General features: G+C 35.0%; 11 protein-coding genes and 4 pseudogenes. 3 read left to right on the forward strand and 12 right to left on the reverse strand.

Annotated elements, in window-relative coordinates; all coding sequences use genetic code 11:
• Positions 1 to 23: 23 nt before the first annotated feature.
• Positions 24 to 332 (reverse strand): membrane-bound protein LytA, encoded by a 309-nt coding sequence (gene lytA / locus CDO84_RS17315; protein WP_040081650.1) that lies wholly within the window; start codon positions 330 to 332, stop codon positions 24 to 26.
• Between the two features lie 183 nt (positions 333 to 515).
• Here lytA and tagU point away from each other — a divergent pair, with 183 nt between their 5' ends.
• On the forward strand, positions 516 to 1,436 hold the full coding sequence (gene tagU, locus CDO84_RS17320; protein ID WP_040081649.1) for a polyisoprenyl-teichoic acid--peptidoglycan teichoic acid transferase TagU: 921 nt from the start codon (positions 516 to 518) through the stop codon (positions 1,434 to 1,436).
• A gap of 41 nt (positions 1,437 to 1,477) precedes the next feature.
• Here the strand turns inward: tagU and wecB are convergent, their stop codons facing one another.
• A complete protein-coding gene (gene wecB / locus CDO84_RS17325; protein ID WP_040081647.1) occupies positions 1,478 to 2,620 on the reverse strand; it encodes a non-hydrolyzing UDP-N-acetylglucosamine 2-epimerase in 1,143 nt (380 codons plus the stop codon).
• Positions 2,621 to 2,866: 246 nt separating this feature from the next.
• Between wecB and galU the strand changes: the two genes are divergently transcribed.
• A complete protein-coding gene (gene galU, locus CDO84_RS17330) occupies positions 2,867 to 3,745 on the forward strand; it encodes a UTP--glucose-1-phosphate uridylyltransferase GalU (protein WP_040081646.1) in 879 nt (292 codons plus the stop codon).
• A gap of 116 nt (positions 3,746 to 3,861) precedes the next feature.
• Here the strand turns inward: galU and CDO84_RS21870 are convergent.
• The 7 genes and pseudogenes from CDO84_RS21870 to CDO84_RS17355 all read right to left on the reverse strand — a co-directional run.
• Positions 3,862 to 4,105, reverse strand: a pseudogene (locus tag CDO84_RS21870) (Teichoic acid translocation permease TagG); the annotation flags it as partial.
• Between the two features lie 134 nt (positions 4,106 to 4,239).
• Positions 4,240 to 5,016 (reverse strand): DUF6270 domain-containing protein, encoded by a 777-nt coding sequence (locus CDO84_RS17335; RefSeq protein WP_040081644.1) that lies wholly within the window; start codon positions 5,014 to 5,016, stop codon positions 4,240 to 4,242.
• Positions 5,013 to 7,697 (reverse strand): bifunctional glycosyltransferase/CDP-glycerol:glycerophosphate glycerophosphotransferase, encoded by a 2,685-nt coding sequence (locus CDO84_RS17340; RefSeq protein ID WP_040081643.1) that lies wholly within the window; start codon positions 7,695 to 7,697, stop codon positions 5,013 to 5,015. Before CDO84_RS17340 ends, CDO84_RS17335 begins: the two co-directional genes overlap by 4 nt.
• Positions 7,698 to 7,739: 42 nt before the next feature.
• Positions 7,740 to 9,086 carry a glycosyltransferase family 2 protein gene (locus CDO84_RS17345; protein WP_040081642.1) on the reverse strand — a complete coding sequence of 449 codons (1,347 nt, stop codon included), beginning with the start codon at positions 9,084 to 9,086 and terminating at the stop codon, positions 7,740 to 7,742.
• A gap of 158 nt (positions 9,087 to 9,244) precedes the next feature.
• Positions 9,245 to 9,865: pseudogene (locus CDO84_RS21850) on the reverse strand (CDP-glycerol glycerophosphotransferase family protein).
• Positions 9,866 to 10,016: 151 nt separating this feature from the next.
• On the reverse strand, positions 10,017 to 10,208 hold the full coding sequence (locus tag CDO84_RS21855) for a CDP-glycerol glycerophosphotransferase family protein (protein WP_225510048.1): 192 nt from the start codon (positions 10,206 to 10,208) through the stop codon (positions 10,017 to 10,019).
• Positions 10,209 to 10,387: 179 nt separating this feature from the next.
• A pseudogene (locus CDO84_RS17355) lies at positions 10,388 to 10,456 on the reverse strand (adenylyltransferase/cytidyltransferase family protein); the annotation flags it as partial.
• A gap of 482 nt (positions 10,457 to 10,938) precedes the next feature.
• Here CDO84_RS17355 and CDO84_RS17360 point away from each other — a divergent pair.
• Positions 10,939 to 11,554 (forward strand): annotated as a pseudogene (locus CDO84_RS17360) (UTP--glucose-1-phosphate uridylyltransferase); the annotation flags it as partial.
• A 38-nt stretch (positions 11,555 to 11,592) separates the two neighbouring features.
• Here the strand turns inward: CDO84_RS17360 and tagH are convergent.
• The 3 genes from tagH to tagF form a co-directional block, all read right to left on the reverse strand.
• Positions 11,593 to 13,176, reverse strand: a complete 1,584-nt coding sequence (gene tagH / locus CDO84_RS17365) for a teichoic acids export ABC transporter ATP-binding subunit TagH (protein WP_040081640.1) — start codon at positions 13,174 to 13,176, stop codon at positions 11,593 to 11,595.
• A gap of 19 nt (positions 13,177 to 13,195) precedes the next feature.
• Positions 13,196 to 14,023, reverse strand: a complete 828-nt coding sequence (gene tagG / locus CDO84_RS17370; protein ID WP_040081639.1) for a teichoic acids export ABC transporter permease subunit TagG — start codon at positions 14,021 to 14,023, stop codon at positions 13,196 to 13,198.
• A 164-nt stretch (positions 14,024 to 14,187) separates the two neighbouring features.
• Complete coding sequence (gene tagF, locus CDO84_RS17375; RefSeq protein WP_040081637.1) at positions 14,188 to 16,428, reverse strand: teichoic acid poly(glycerol phosphate) polymerase; 2,241 nt, start codon at positions 16,426 to 16,428, stop codon at positions 14,188 to 14,190.
• Between the last annotated feature and the right edge of the window lie 4 nt (positions 16,429 to 16,432).

Raw genomic sequence — 16,432 nt, forward strand, 5'->3', positions numbered from 1 at the left:
AATTTCAGGTTCCTCCCTATATCTTAGTTGGCACGTTCAATATCTTTTAACAGAAGCTGACCCTCATTACTTTTCTCATATGTAATCGTGACCTTATCTCCATTGTTAAACTTATCAAGATCACTTGTCGATTCTTCAGTGATATCAAGACTAACCGCTTCATTATCTACTGTTACTTCTATTGTATGAGTATCAGCTAACCCTACATAAGTACCTTCTTTTGTTTCAATGTTACTGTCTGGCGATACATCTTCACCTTGACTCTTTTGACTATTAACCCCACAACCCGAGAGAAGCAATATAAAGAACAGTAAAGCAATAAATTTTTTCATTTTTTTCACCTCATTATATTTTATCGTCAACCTATTTTATATTTTAAAGAAAAATTAAGAAACAGTGAAACTTTTTTTTATAAAAAACGACTATTTTAGGATTTCATTCTTGTATTAAATAGAGTTGTATTTGTTGGAAATTTAACTCATAATGAAAATAATTTAACAGACGAGGTGCTAAGGATGAGGAACGAACGCAGAAAGAAGAAAAAAACTTTATTACTGACAATTTTAACGATTATCGGACTTCTTGTACTCGGAACTGGCGGCTATGCATACTACTTATGGCATAAAGCAGCATCAACCGTGGCAAGTATTCATGAAAGCATTGATAAATCGAAAAAGAGGGATAAAGAGGTCAGTATCAATAAAAAGGATCCTTTTTCCGTCTTAATCATGGGTGTGGATGAACGCGACGGCGATAAAGGCCGTGCCGATACGCTCATTTATATGACCGTTAACCCAAAAACGAATACAACCGATATGGTCAGCATTCCTCGTGACACGTATACAAAAATTATCGGAAAAGGCACAATGGATAAAATCAACCATTCATATGCTTTCGGCGGCACGCAGATGACGGTTGACACGGTTGAGAACTTCCTCGATGTTCCAGTTGATTATTTTGTAAAAGTGAACATGGAAAGCTTTAGAGACGTTGTTGATACACTTGGCGGCGTCACAGTAAACAGCACATTCGCGTTCAGCTATGACGGTTATTCGTTCGGCAAAGGAGAAATCACGCTGAACGGAAAAGAAGCGCTCGCTTATACCCGGATGAGAAAAGAGGATCCGAGAGGCGATTTCGGGCGCCAGGACCGACAGCGACAAGTCATAGAAGGAATCATTAATAAAGGCGCAAATATTTCATCCATCACGAAATTCGGAGATATGTTTAAAGTCGTTGAAAATAATGTGAAAACGAACTTGACCTTCGATGACATGTGGGATATCCAATCCGATTACAAAGGCGCGCGTAAAAAGATTAAACAGCACGAACTGAAAGGCACAGGCACGAAAATCAATGGAATTTACTACTACCAAGCTGATGAAAGCGCCCTTTCCGATATCACAAAAGAGCTGAAGGAAAGCCTCGAAAAGTAAAACAAAAAAGAAGCTTCGCACAATGTGCAAAGCTTCTTTTTTTATTTGCCTGTAAATGAATCCGGATGCTCTTTCCTATACCCGTAATGAAACAGTAATTCTTCCACAATCCGGCGGGAAGCCTCTCCATCTCCATACGGATTAGAAGCGTGGGACATTTTCTTGTACTCATCATGATCAGTTAACAGCTGTTTTGTCAGCTGATAAATGTTTTCTTCATCCGTCCCTGCAAGTTTCAGTGTTCCCGCCTCCACTCCTTCAGGCCGTTCCGTCGTATCACGCAGCACAAGCACCGGCTTTCCGAGAGATGGAGCTTCCTCCTGCACACCGCCCGAATCTGTCAGAATAAAATGCGATTTTGCCGCAAAGTTATGGAAATCAATCACTTCTAACGGTTCAATCAGATGCACTCTGTCCGAATCGCCAAAATGCTTCTGCGCCGCTTCCCGGACAACAGGATTCAGGTGCACAGGGTAAACGACCTGTACATCGTTAAACTCCTCAACAATTCTGCGGATGGCCTTGAACATGTTTTCCATTGGCTCACCCAAATTTTCCCGGCGGTGCGCGGTCAGCAGAATCATCTTATCATCGCCCACCTGATCGAGGACAGGATGTGAATAGCCGTCCCTAACCGTTGTGCGAAGTGCGTCAATCGCTGTGTTTCCCGTTACAAAAATAGAATCGGCTTTTTTATTTTCTTTTAATAAATTGTCTTTCGCCTGGCCTGTCGGGGCAAAATGCAAATCAGCAATCGCTCCTGTCATCTGGCGATTGAGCTCTTCCGGAAATGGGGAATACTTATTCCCTGTACGGAGCCCTGCCTCGACATGGCCGACAGCAATTTGATGATAAAAAGCGGCTAGGCTTCCGGCAAACGTCGTCGTCGTATCACCATGGACAAGCACAATATCGGGTTTGATGTCTTTAAACAGCTCATCCAATTTCACAAGTGCGTTAGACGTAATCTCTGCCAGTGTCTGCCGCTCCTTCATAATGTTCAAATCGAAGTCAGGCTTGATGTGAAACGCATCTAACACCTGATCGAGCATTTGTCTGTGCTGTGCAGTGACCGTTACGTATGAATCTATTTCAGGATATTTTTTCAATTCAAGCACTAGAGGTGCCATCTTGATCGCTTCAGGCCTGGTCCCGAAAACGGTCATAACTTTTAGTTTTTTCATATTTGTCACCTGATTTTCTGCTATAGTAAATAAATTCATACTACATATTCTACATGAAAATGTAGTATTTTAAATCATTTCATCCTTGATTCAAATAAAATGATATGAGTTTTTAATATTAAGGATAAAGCTTGTTTAAAAATGGTTTATCCTATATCATAAAAATGTGTAAAAACATAATGAAAAGGGTAAATAGAGAATAGTTTAACCATAAATTTTTTCGATCATAAGGAAGGTGCCTTTTAAATGAAAAAAGTACGTAAAGCCATAATTCCAGCAGCAGGCTTAGGAACACGTTTTCTCCCGGCTACGAAAGCAATGCCGAAAGAAATGCTTCCTATCGTTGACAAACCTACCATTCAATACATAATTGAAGAAGCTGTTGAAGCCGGTATTGAAGATATTATTATCGTAACAGGAAAAAGCAAGCGTGCAATCGAGGATCATTTTGATTACTCCCCTGAGCTCGAAAGAAACCTGGAAGAAAAAGGAAAAACCGAACTGCTTGAAAAAGTGAAAAAGGCTTCTAATCTGGCTGACATTCACTATATCCGCCAAAAAGAACCTAAAGGACTCGGACACGCTGTCTGGTGCGCGCGCAACTTTATCGGCGATGAGCCGTTTGCGGTTCTGCTTGGAGACGATATTGTTCAAGCAGAAACACCAGGGTTGCGCCAATTAATGGATGAATATGAAAAAACACTTTCTTCTATTATCGGTGTTCAGCAGGTGCCTGAAGAAGAAACACACCGTTACGGCATTATCGACCCGCTGACAAGTGAAGGCCGCCGTTATCAGGTGAAAAACTTCGTTGAGAAGCCGCCTAAAGGCACAGCACCTTCTAACCTTGCCATCTTAGGTCGTTACGTATTCACGCCTGAGATCTTCATGTACTTAGAGGAGCAGCAGGTTGGCGCCGGCGGAGAAATTCAGCTCACAGACGCTATTCAGAAGCTGAATGAAATTCAAAGAGTGTTTGCTTACGATTTTGAAGGCAAGCGTTATGATGTTGGTGAAAAGCTCGGCTTTATCACAACAACTCTAGAATTTGCGATGCAGGATAAAGAGCTTCGCGAGCAGCTCGTTCCATTTATGGAAGGTTTACTAAACAAAGAAGAAATCTAAACAAAAAGGCTATTGGACATTCATCCAATAGCCTTTTTTTATTTAGGTATCAAAGTCAGTGTATGTTTTTCATTATCAACTGCAAAAACCTGATCAGCGGCCCGCCGCAAAAATTAATAATATCTGACAAGTACACTGATTGTAGAGTTAAACAAACTAAATGAATGAAAAAATAAATACAAACATGCAGATTAAATAGTAAATATGTTGTATTCAATGCAAGCTAAGTAAACACCACTTGCTAAAAGAACAATGACTAAACAACCAGCATTACAAAATAATTAAATTAATTTGAAGCAATTACAACAGAAGGCAGTGAACTGAGCGAAAGTTCATTTTGGCTACCATATTAATCCCTTTTAATTTAAGAGCCAGGCCCTCAAATTCCTCTATTCGGTCGGCATGTCCAAATATATCCATCCATCATTTTTATGATTTGCAGAAATGTTCATTATCTCAATTTTCACGTTTAACCCTCCGTCGAAGAGTTAACTCTATAGACTTATTTTTTTAAACTGGTCAAAAAAATCAGTGTAATAATCCATTGTATAATGCACATAAAATTTGCCCCATGGATGGTTTTCAAAAGAATTATAGCTTTTATTTTTAAATAAATCTATCGCCTCGATATCATTGAAGCTATCTAATACATATGCGTCAAATTTATTCCAAATCTTATTATAATAATCAACATCAATTACTTTGATGTTCCCTCCATTTATAAGCAATTTTTTCTGATCTTCTTTATCAAAAAAGTGATGAACGTTTCTTGCACTATTTAAGATAATTTTGGTTTTAGGGCAATTTAATCTGACGTAGTTATAGAACAGATTAAATTTCTGTTTCCATAGTGCAAAATAATTTTCAAAATGATCTTCTATATTAAAACTTTGTTTTTTATTTTGAATTGTAAGTTTATAATAATTCGTTTTAGGGAGAGTCCATCTGTTATTTGTAACAAACTGGTTATCTGAAATTTCTACGTAGCCAAAATGCACATCTGCGAAAAAGTCCAAAATCAAAATATCTGGCTGAACAGATTTAATCTCGGTTAGAAAGCTATTCTCAAAATCCGTCTTTAAAGTGTTTTTTTCATGATTAGACATGTTCTCATTATCAATAACAATGTAGTTAGGTTTACTCATTGTTGAAATAATGGACGATTGGTTTTGGGTCAATACACAATCAAAAAAATTTTTATAATCAGCATTAAATTGAGAGTTAAAATTATCCCGTGTAACACAACTACCGTAAACCGCTACTTTTTTCATTTCTTTATTCCCTCTTTAATATTAGTTCCTAGACTAATAATTTGTTGATAAACACGTTTACAGTTTTCTTTATCCGTATACTTATAAAATCGATTTACTCTATCAATATATTTGGCATCCATTATACAATCGTTTTCCATACAATTTATCAGCTTATCGACTAAAGCATCTTTATCAGCAATTACTTCTCCAAACCCCATTGAATTGTAATCAAAATACCCTTTTTCCAAGTGATTTTTTTCGTATTGGAAGTAAAAAACAGGTTTTTTAAGATAAGCAAAGTCAAATGCAACGGATGAATAATCTGTAACTAAAATCGCACTATTATTGAAATGATCTCGATAACTTTCATTAATGTCCGCAATCCTCACTGAACTATTTTTGTTGAAATCTTTCAACTGCTGAACAATATTTGGATGCGGGAAGAATACGATCTCGTATCCTTTTTCATTAGCCTCATTAATAAGTTTAGCATCATTTATTAAATTATTAAGTTCATTAAAATAAACTGAGTTTTTAAAGAGTGGTGAGTAATCTCTTTTCCCTGTTTGCGGATTTATTTTTCCTACTAAATGATTTCTCCATGTTGGCATAATTAATATCTTTTTATGATTATGATTAACAAGCTTGTCAAATCTAGGAAATCCAGTTAGAATTACTTCTCTTTTTGAATAATTATAATGACCATTAATTATAGACTCATACTCAGGTTGAGCGGCTGTGATAAATAGTCTAATATTTTTCTTATACTTATTAAGCCATCCCGAAATATCATCTTTCGTAATTCCATGTTGAAGAAAAACAAAGTTAAATTTAAATAAGTCCTTATAATATTTCCTCATATTCACAAACGGGTTGACTACATAATCATCTGCATGTGAAGAGATAATTTCATCGGCAAGTAAATGTAAAAATTTGTGCTTAGGTGACCCGTATGCAACAACTGGTCCTATTTTTTTCAGCCTGTTATAATCTGGACTATCTTTACTGATAATAAAATATTTTTTGATGCCGTCATTCTGCTGCATTGCATATTCAAATAATGCTTCAGCATTATCATCTGCCTTGTTGATTCTATCCATAAAAAGCCATACTCTTTTATTTTTCTTTATTTTATAGAGGTGTTCCATAATCTTTCTTACATTTGATGCTTTCTCAGCACCTATTTTATTAAAGGTCTTAAAACGTCTTTGAGCCCGCTTTTCTTTTGCTCTAATAATCTGATTTTTATCTTTTAGAACTACTAAATTATTAAGTTTATGATCGAAATAAATCCCTATACCATTTTTGGTATAGAAATCAACTATATGTTTATCCAGCGGGAATAATCGTCCAAAGTTAATTTTTACTTTTATTAGTTTTCCATTTGATGAAATCATCATTTCAATATTCGAGTTACTTGCAAGCTCACCAACTGGGATATCAACCTTAAAGCCCAGGTACTCTTTAACTGGCTTATTTAAGCAATATAAGTTGTGTACTGTTCTATCAATTTTTTCGGCATGATATATCTTGTCATTGACACATGCTTTCACTTCTAATTCTGCGGCATCAAATAATGAACCAAAATTACCTTCAAGGGTTAAAATCCCCTTTTCAATGCTTAATAGCTCCATTGTTATAGCTTCATATCTCATAGAATTAATTAATTTCTCTTTAAAATATAAATTCACATTACGATTCAAAAAGATCTTTTTAAATACGTTTTTTTTATTTCGATATTTCAATTTGATTAAAAAATATTTTCTGTGCAAGTTTAGAGATTTTTGTTCAAAGATTATGTCGTCATCTATAAATGCAAGTATTCTTTCTAGCAAGTCAAAAAACTCTTCAACTTCCTTATCCGTCAAAACATCAGTTCTGTCTTCTATATTTATTCTCCACTGCAAGTCATAGGCAATCATATACTGAATGTATCTTGGAACGTATCCTAATATTGTAATACTATAATTAATTAATTCTCGAGAGAAATTCTTCAAATAATCTACATACCATTTTTTATCATTTTTACCTGTTTGAGTTGCAGATGACGCATCTTCTCTTCGTCGATAATTATATTGTCCTTCTGACACAATACCGTATACTTGGCGCTTCATTATAATTTTAGTCAGCCATTCACTATCTTCAGCGTAGGCCATATCTTCATTAAAAAAGTGATTTTTAACAGCTTCTTTTTTCACGAATGAACTTGGTGCTGATAATTGAATTCCTGTATGTTCTTTCAAGATATGAACTAGCCTAGTTTTATCAAATTTATAATTTAATAAGTGTGGACCACTTGTTTTACCAAACATCATCATTGGAATAGAAACTACATCGACTTTAGAATAATTCTTTTCAAAAAAATCATATACTTTTAAAAGGGTTGAAGGGGACAATGTATCATCAGGATCTAAGAAATTAATATATTTACCTTTGGCATATTTTAAACCCTCATTACGCGCACTACTTGCTCCGCCATTCTCCTTATCGATAAAGACTATATTGTCTGGATACGCTTCTTTATACTTTAAGCAAATTTCCCCTGATGCATCAACACTTCCATCGTTGACTAAAATCAACTGTATATGATGCTCAAAATCAAGTGCTTGATCAATTATGCTTGTTATTGCTTCATCTAAAAATTCTTCAACATTGTAAATTGCCATTATAATAGAAAAGAAAAAATTCTTTTGTTCCAAGTTTTCATTCTCCTTTAATTTATTTCTTTTTACTCAAGGGTATTAGATTCTAATCAACTTTTGAAATATTCTAGTTAAAACATTAACTTTTTGAAGATCAATTAAATTGTTGTCTTTTTCAACAATAAACCTAAAAAAAGTAACTCCTATCGGAAGTTTTAATTGATATGAAGAATATTTTCTATCCCTAACTGTGGTTCCCCAAATAACTATGTTCTTATGTTCTTGCTTGTTTATTAATTTTGCTTTTCTCAATTTTCTTCCATAAGAGATATAAACACTATTTTTATCGTTAATCACAGACTCTTCATTACTCAAACTTACCATTAGCTCAATTGAAAATTTATTGACTTTCCATGAAGTAATAACGATTTTTTCGTTTTCTAGTTTCCCTAATTGAATAAGTCTGTTGACAGGATAACCCCATCGTTTAAATGAAATGAGATACTCTTTTAAATATGTTTTCATGTTTTGTTTTACAATTAAATTCTCATCTATATATTTCAAAACGTGAAATAATTCCTTAAAAAACTCACTCTGTTCTATCTTATTTAGCACTTCATAAACCATGTTATTGTTTTTTTGAAATATAAATAATTTTAAATGATTAAGAATTAAACATTGAACATAAGGTATAACTTCGCTGTACTCTTCTAATGATCTTTTAACCATTTCACCATATCCATTTATAAGTAAAAAAGTATACCTGTTTTTTTTAGACCACGAAGTGTCTACTAGAGAATCCTCACTTTTTCTTTTTCTATAGAAATATTTAGCGGCAGGAATAAGGCCATATTTTTGTTCTTTAATTAAAAACGTATTAATAAATAAAACATCTTCCCAAAAATCCATTTTTTCATTAAAAGCAAGACCAAGACGTTCTATTGCTTTTTTTCGAAAAAATGTTCCACCTATGTGATAATGAATAGCAGTGTAATTATCAGTTATGTTTACAATGCTTTCACCACTTTTAAATCTATAATTAAGTGAGTGTTCTCCATTTTTATTATCGAAGAAAAATAGCGGCAGTACCGCTAAATTAATATCGGTATGCTTTTCAAAAAACTTTAATACCTCAGCAATAGCATTTAGTGAGACTTTGTCATCAGAATCTATAAACCCTATATATTTACTATTATCACAAACTTTTAATCCATTATTTCTTGCCATACTGACATTCGGTTCATCTTGATAAATAATTTTAATATTATTCGGATATGCAGTTGCGTATTGTTCACATATGTTTTTTGAATTATCTATGCTATTATTTTCAATCAATATTATTTCTATGTTTTTTTCAAAATTAATTGTCTGATCAATAATACTGTCAATGGCCTCTCTTATATATAATCCCGAATTATAAACAGGCATTACAATTGAAAACAACATCTCAAGTGCTCCTTTAAAATAATAAGTTTTTATCCGAGTAGTTCTTCCAACTTTTTTTGAATGAATCATCTTTTCCAACTAACAATTGATCATAAAATGAAGTAATGTTTTCATCCTGTTTATAGTCTCTTGTTTTATGTATGGCTTCAATTTACTTTTTATGTTGTTTTAAAAAGAGGTCCCGGAGCACACTTTTCAAAATCATAATAAAAATCTCTTAGTTTATCTCTATAAAATTTAATATCGGGAACATAACGCCTTTTTAAACCGACATAATAAGCAAATACTGAAGAATAGTCTGTTATTAATATATCTGATATTAAGTATAATTCTCTAATATCATTATGATCAGAAAAATCATAAGCAAAACCCATGTATTCAGTTAAGTTAATATTTTCAGATACAAGATAGTGGACCCTTAAAATAACAATATATTCATTACTTAATTGGTCTTTAAGACTTTCTAAATCCAACACCATATTAAATTTATATTTACCTTTAACATAAAATGAGTTATCTCTTTTTATTTTCAGCATTCCTTCATTGCTATTTTTTTTATATAAAAAATGGTTCCTTGGATAGCCCTATTCAATAAACATCTTTTTAAACTGAAACGCATTTTTGAAAATTTTCGTAGAGTAAGCATTAAGGGAAATGAGATAATCGCATTTACTGACTTCTATAAGAAAGTTTCTTTTATATTGTTCAGTCTTCATGCCGGGCATATGTACTTTATCCATGTCATTTGCATTTAGGGGAGTTCCGTGCCCAGTCTGCACATATGTAGTGTTTCTCGGTTTTGGGACCTATAGCGTCAAGCGACTGTTTGTTATCCAATATTTTGATGTAGCCAAATACAACAGCCATTTGAGAGAGATTTTTTCAAATATTTCTCATCTGAATCATCAAATAAATCTTTGTCTCTTTTATCTACACTCCAAAATATCCATATTCATATTTATTCTTATTTTCCTCAAGATACTCGAAAATTGCTCTTGGATTACAGCTGAATTGTTTGCCTGAATAGCTTTCGAAGATAAGTAATCTTTCGTTTCTGGGCAAAAGCCCAATTATTCTAAAAATAATTGAGTATACACTGACCAATAGTCTTCTATATTTCATTAAAATCTTTGATTTTATTTTAGACTCCTTAAATATCAAAGAATTAAATACTTATCTCAGCAAACAAGAAAAAAAGAAGCAACTGAATGATTCAAGCCTCTTTTAGTTAGTGCGTCTATAAACTAGCCATGTCTTTTTTGATTTGAGTAGTTGAAATGGCTTTTGTTCTTGAAAGGTAACCTTTCCAGCAGCTTCATATGTCCGTAGTGAAATAAATCAAATGTTCCGTACGTTATCACTTTCTTCATGAGATAACATCACCTTCCAACTGAGAGTACCAGAAAAAAACCAAAAACTTTAACAGGTTGTTTATCATTTCGACATATTATTTACGTACCATTAATAATGAACAATAATAGCATAAGTTCCTATAAAAGTTAAGACTCTTTAAAAATGTTAATCACCAGCATTTTTTGGTTATCATCGTCGAATTGTTGTATATTTTTTACAGTTTCGATATCTTATCTATACCCTTTATAACAAGTTTTCTTTTTCGGAAAAATCGATACTTTTGTCACGTTTTTAAGTGAAACGTTTTCTTTCTGCAACACCATTTATTTTGTACGCCCTTCTCATATTAATACATCGTCAAAACATGAAGGAATTGTAATGCGAATGTTAAAAGTTCCAAAAAGATTTTTGCGGTAAGATAGAGTAAAATGTTTTCAAGCTAAGAGACTTTAATCAAACTATACGAATGACACTTGTTTTTATAGACATATAGATGAAAGAGAAAGTGAAAAAAGCTTCTAACCTGGCTGACATTCACTATATCCGCCAAAAAGAACCTAAAGGTCTCGGACACGCTGTCTGGTCGCGCGCAACTTTATCGGCGATGAGCCGTTTGCGGTTCTGCTTGGAGACGATATTGTTCAGGCAGAAACACCAGGGTTGCGCCAATTAATGGATGAATATGAAAAAAACACTTTCTTCTATTATCGGTGTTCAGCAAGTGCCTGAAGAAGAAACTCACCGCTACGGCATTATCGCCCCGTTGACAAGTGAAGGCCGCCGTTATCAGGTGAAAAACTTCGTGGAGAAGCCGCCTAAAGGCACCGCACCTTCTAATCTTGCCATCTTAGGCCGTTATGCATTCACACCTGAGATCTTCATGTACTTAGAGGAGCAGCAGGTTGGCGCCGACGGTGAAATTCAGCTCACAGACGCCATCCGAAAACTGAATGAAATTCAAAGAGTGTTTGCTTAGATTTTGAAGGCAAGCGTTATGATGTTGGTAAAAGCTCGGCCTTATCACAACCACTCTTGAGTTTGCGATGCAGGATAAAGTGCTTCGCGAGCAGCTCGTTCCAGTTATGGAAGGTTTACTAAACAAAGAAGAAATCTAAACAAAAAGGCTATTGGACATTCATCCAATAGCCTTTTCTTATTTCGACATCAGTGTCAGCGTATGCTCTTCATTATCGACTGCAAAAACCTGATCAGCTGTGTTCACAAGAAAACGATTCTTGCTGCTGTCATACAATACATCGCTATCACTTAAGGATAGTGACGACGGGTTGATAGGTGAAATGTTATGAAAAATCAGTTCTGATGCTTTATCATTCTCCAGCACATAGCTGATTTTTTCATAATCAAAATCTAACGTTTTTCTGCCGTCAGTTGTATCTCCTTCAGTATATCCATTCAATTTCGATTGAATGCTGGTTCTGCTGTCTCCCAGGAATTTCAGAAAGTATTCATAGGAAGAAGCAGCGTTTTGCGAGACATAAGGCGTAAAGGCAGCGGCATGCAATTTAGCATGTTTCATATTAGTTGCAACAGCGCTCTTTTTCACAAAATAAGACTGTCCGTTAAACTTTATTTTCGCTGCTTGTTTGCCTTTTGCAGCTACCGTCACCTCTGTACCGAATGGCAGTGTAACGTCAGCCTTCTGTTTCAAATCCTGATCCTTATAAGCAGGCGCTTTTTTATTTGCTATAAACCCTTGCTTATTGACTGCAGTTAAGCGTTCTTCTGATTTGCCCTTTGCATCGCCATGATGGTTCTTCACTTCATTTTGCGGGATAGCGCCAAACGAAGCAATTGTGCGAAGCGGGGCATTAAAAAACATCGTTCCCGCCATGAATACAGTCAGGATAGACAAAATAGCAATTTGAACCGCATTAGCCAATGATTTTGGCTTTTTCTTCTTTTGGCGGAAACGGGCAAACGCTTCAGGATCTTCTTTCTTCCGCTCTTCCGTTTGCTCTTTTTTATATGTCTCTTTTTCTTTTTTCGAGAGCTTATTAAACCAGTCAATAAACGCTTTGTACTCTTTCACAACCGTTTTTGTTTCATCAAACATACGAAGCTCGCCGTAGTGCATCCAAGCGACGCGGTCACACATCTTTTCAATCTGGCCGATCGAGTGGCTGACAAAGAATATGGTTTTTCCTTGCTTTTTAAACTCATTTATTCTGTCTACGCACTTCTGATAAAACGTTTGGTCCCCTACGGAGAGCGCTTCGTCAATAATTAAGATGTCAGGGTCAATATGCACGGAAATCGCGAAACCGAGACGCGACTTCATCCCGCTCGAATAGTTTTTAACCGGCTGATTAATAAAATCGCCAATCTCAGCAAATTCAACGATGCTGTCATACATATCATCAATTTCTTTATTGGTTAACCCCATCATCAAACACTTGAGCCGGACATTGTCCCGGCCTGTTAATTGGTTATTTAAACCGGCAGCAATCGCAATCAGCGACGGCTGGCCGTTCATTTCAATTTCACCGCTGGTCGGCGGAATAATTTTAGCCAGCAGGTTAGACATGGTCGATTTCCCTGATCCATTTATCCCTACAAAACCGATTGTCTCTCCCTCATACACGTCAAAGGAGACATTCCGCACAGCAAAAAAACCATTATCCTTAGCCGGAAAAAACAACCCTTTAATCTTGTCCGATTGTTTTTTATACAAATGATATTGCTTTGAAACATTTCGAAACGAAACTTTTAGTTTCATCGTACAATCTCCTTACGTATTAAAGAAAGTCAACAAACTTGTCTCTGAATTTCATATGCAGGATAGAACCCACTAACAATAAAAGGAATGTGACCAACCAAAAGTACAGCGTGTACTTCATGTCATGGAAAAACCACGCCCCGTCTAAGAAGCTGTTCCGGAATCCTTCAATAATATAGAATAGTGGATTCAACTTCAGAACAGGCACTAATTCGGGGTGGCTATGGCCGAGTTTCGCATTAACATCCCAAAAAATTGGCAACAAGAAAAACAAAAGCCTTGTTACGGCCTGCAGCAAAAATTGATAATCCCTAATCAGCACACTGATCGTTGAGTTAAACAAACTAAAAGAAAACATAAAAGCAATCATACAGATGAAGTAATAAATATATTGTAACCAATGCACACTCGGGAAAACACCATTAACTAGTAGTACAATGATATAAATCCCCATCATAATCATATAACTAAATAAGTTAGACGCAATGGCCACGGATGGTAGAGAACTAATCGGAAAGTTCATTTTAGCCACCATATTAATGCGCTTAAATACACTGTTTGAGCCATCAAGTATAGTTGGACTGATGAAAAACCATGGGATTAATCCCGCCAGCATCCAAATAATAAAAGGCACTTCGCCCGCTCCGGTTGCCACAGGACCGCCCTTTCTAATCCCCATACCAAAAACGAACCAGTAGGCCAGCATTTGGATAAGCGGATTTAAGAACTGCCATAAGACACCTAAATAATTCATTTGATATTTAGACTTGGTTTCATAAGCCGCCAATCTTAAAATTAAAGGAAATGACGTTATTTGCTCTCTGAGTATTCGCAACAAATCATTCATTTTTTATCTTCCTTAGACTTAATTGTTTTTGGGAATCTTTCGTTTGAAAATTTGAAAGCACCGCTGACTATTGTAACAGATCCTGCATTTTTTTTCACTTCTCAACAAGTATCTAAAAAGCTGCCGAAATATCGACAGCTATACATTTTACAAAATAACGCAAATTATTCAGCTTTAAATACAGTATTAACTACCTTTTCTGATGAACGTCCTGACTCTAAATAGCAGAATTTCTCATAAAAGGGATCAAAAGAAACCGGAAGCTTATAATTAGGCGATGAGATTTGCTTAATAGCCTCAATCGTTTCTTCAGTAGTTTTTACCAATGGACCAGGAGCTTCTTTTTCAAAATCAAAGTAGAAGCCACGCAACTTATCCCGGTAGGTTTCGATATCAGGGACAAAGAAAAGCATTGGCCGTTTTAAATTTGCAAAATCAAAGAATACAGAAGAATAATCAGTAATCAGCAAATCAGAAACCATATACAATTCTCGAATATCCTCATAAGCAGAAAAATCATATGCAAATCCTTCAAAAGGACCTAAATCAAAATTCTCAGCTACCAGATAATGCATTCTTAAGATTACGATATATTCATTTCCAAGCTCTTGTCTAAGTTGATGCAAATCTAAATCAAGATCGAACTTATAACGCCCTTTTGCATAGAACTGATCATCTCTCCATGTAGGAGCATATAAAATGACCTTTTTATCACGAGGTATATTTAATCTACTCTTTATCAATGATATTGTTTCTTCATTATTATCATTATGAAGAAAATCATTTCTAGGGTATCCAGATTCAATCATTGTTTTGTTAAACTGGAATGCCCGTGTAAAGATCTCAGTTGAATAACCATTTGGCGAAATCAAATAATCCCAATTAGAAGCTTCCTTGATAAAATTCCTTTTATATTTTTTGGTGTTTGTACCAGGCATATGGACTTCTTCCATATCCATTGCCAATCTTTTTAAAGGTGTGCCATGCCATGTTTGTAAATATGTTGTATGACTAGGTTTCGGAATCCATAATGGAAGCCTGCTGTTAACAACCCAATACTCAGCTCTTGCCATAGCGAAGAGCCATTTTAATGAGAGGCGATTAATATAAGGAATTCCCTTTTCGTCAAATGGCGCTGAATATTGTTTGTTTACACTCCAATACATTTTATATTCAGGGTGGTTTTCCCGCATATATTCGTAAATCGCTCTCGGGTTACAACTGTATTGTTTCCCATTAAAACTTTCAAAAATGACTGTTTTCCTTTTAACTGGCATTCTGCTAGCCATCACGAATAGTGATTTGTATGTTTTAGTGATAATCTTGTTTCTCAATTTCGTGATTTTTTTTATTTTTGATACTAATCTCTTCTTCTTTCCTTTAACAAAGTATTTAATCCTTGTCTTAAGACTGTAGTCGTTTACTCTGATACCTAGAGTCTGCTTTTTCTTTTTCTTAAAGACCTCGTAACGAACTGGTGCGTTGTTTGTTTTTATAACACTTACTAGTCCTTTTAATTTGTTTTTTCGATTTCCTAGAACAAGAGCAGTGCTGTTAAACTGAATATCCGTTCCTTCATCGTCAATACATATATATTCCATAAAAAGACGATAAACATAACGTTTTTCATTTGAGAAAGGAATTTCTTTCAAAGGCACTTTCACTTCAAAATCATACAGTTCCGGGACAAAACCGTCTGCTCTCATATTTTCAAGCCCATGTGTTTTTCTTTCTAGCTTGATTGGAAACTTTTCCTCAATCGGTGTTTCTCCACCCTTTTTTAAAATAAGGTTCAAGTTTTTTATCCGGTATTGATTTTCAGAACTTAGGTAGCCCGCATAACCTGTTATGCTTATTTCTTTAGAGCTAATCTCGATTTGATCAAATCTGATGATTTTGGCCTCTCTTTTCACCTTAATAGAAAAGTTGCCTTTATCAGTTGTATAAGGTAAAATCAAAAGTTCTGTGGTTTGATCGACATGAAAGGCGCGCTCAATTGATTTTACTTCAGTAGTAAGACGCTTCAAGAGTGGTTCCTGCTCCGCATCTTCATGTTTTTGTCGAAATTCAACATAAAAATCATATGTTTGTCCCATTTCAACTGGCATAGGCAATACATGAGCATTTACCTCAGCTTTATACTCCAATGAGCCAGTGTTTTGAAGTGGAAATTCAGATTCTGTTCCTGAACGTCTCTCTTTCAGCTTTAAAAATAACTGGTGATCTTCTAAAAACTGGTGTTCTGAATCAATTGAGATCAACAATTCAAGATTTCCTAAATTGTTTTTCAAGCTTTTCAAAATACATTTAATCACAGTGTTTTCAATCATTACTTTTTTCTGCTCCTCTGTATAAAAGCTCTTTCCTTTTTGCTTCCTTTTATTAGTATCAACTACTAAGGACATACCC

The organism is Bacillus sp. MD-5 (assembly GCF_002201875.1).
In the GTDB taxonomy this organism is placed as follows: domain Bacteria; phylum Bacillota; class Bacilli; order Bacillales; family Bacillaceae; genus Bacillus; species Bacillus stercoris.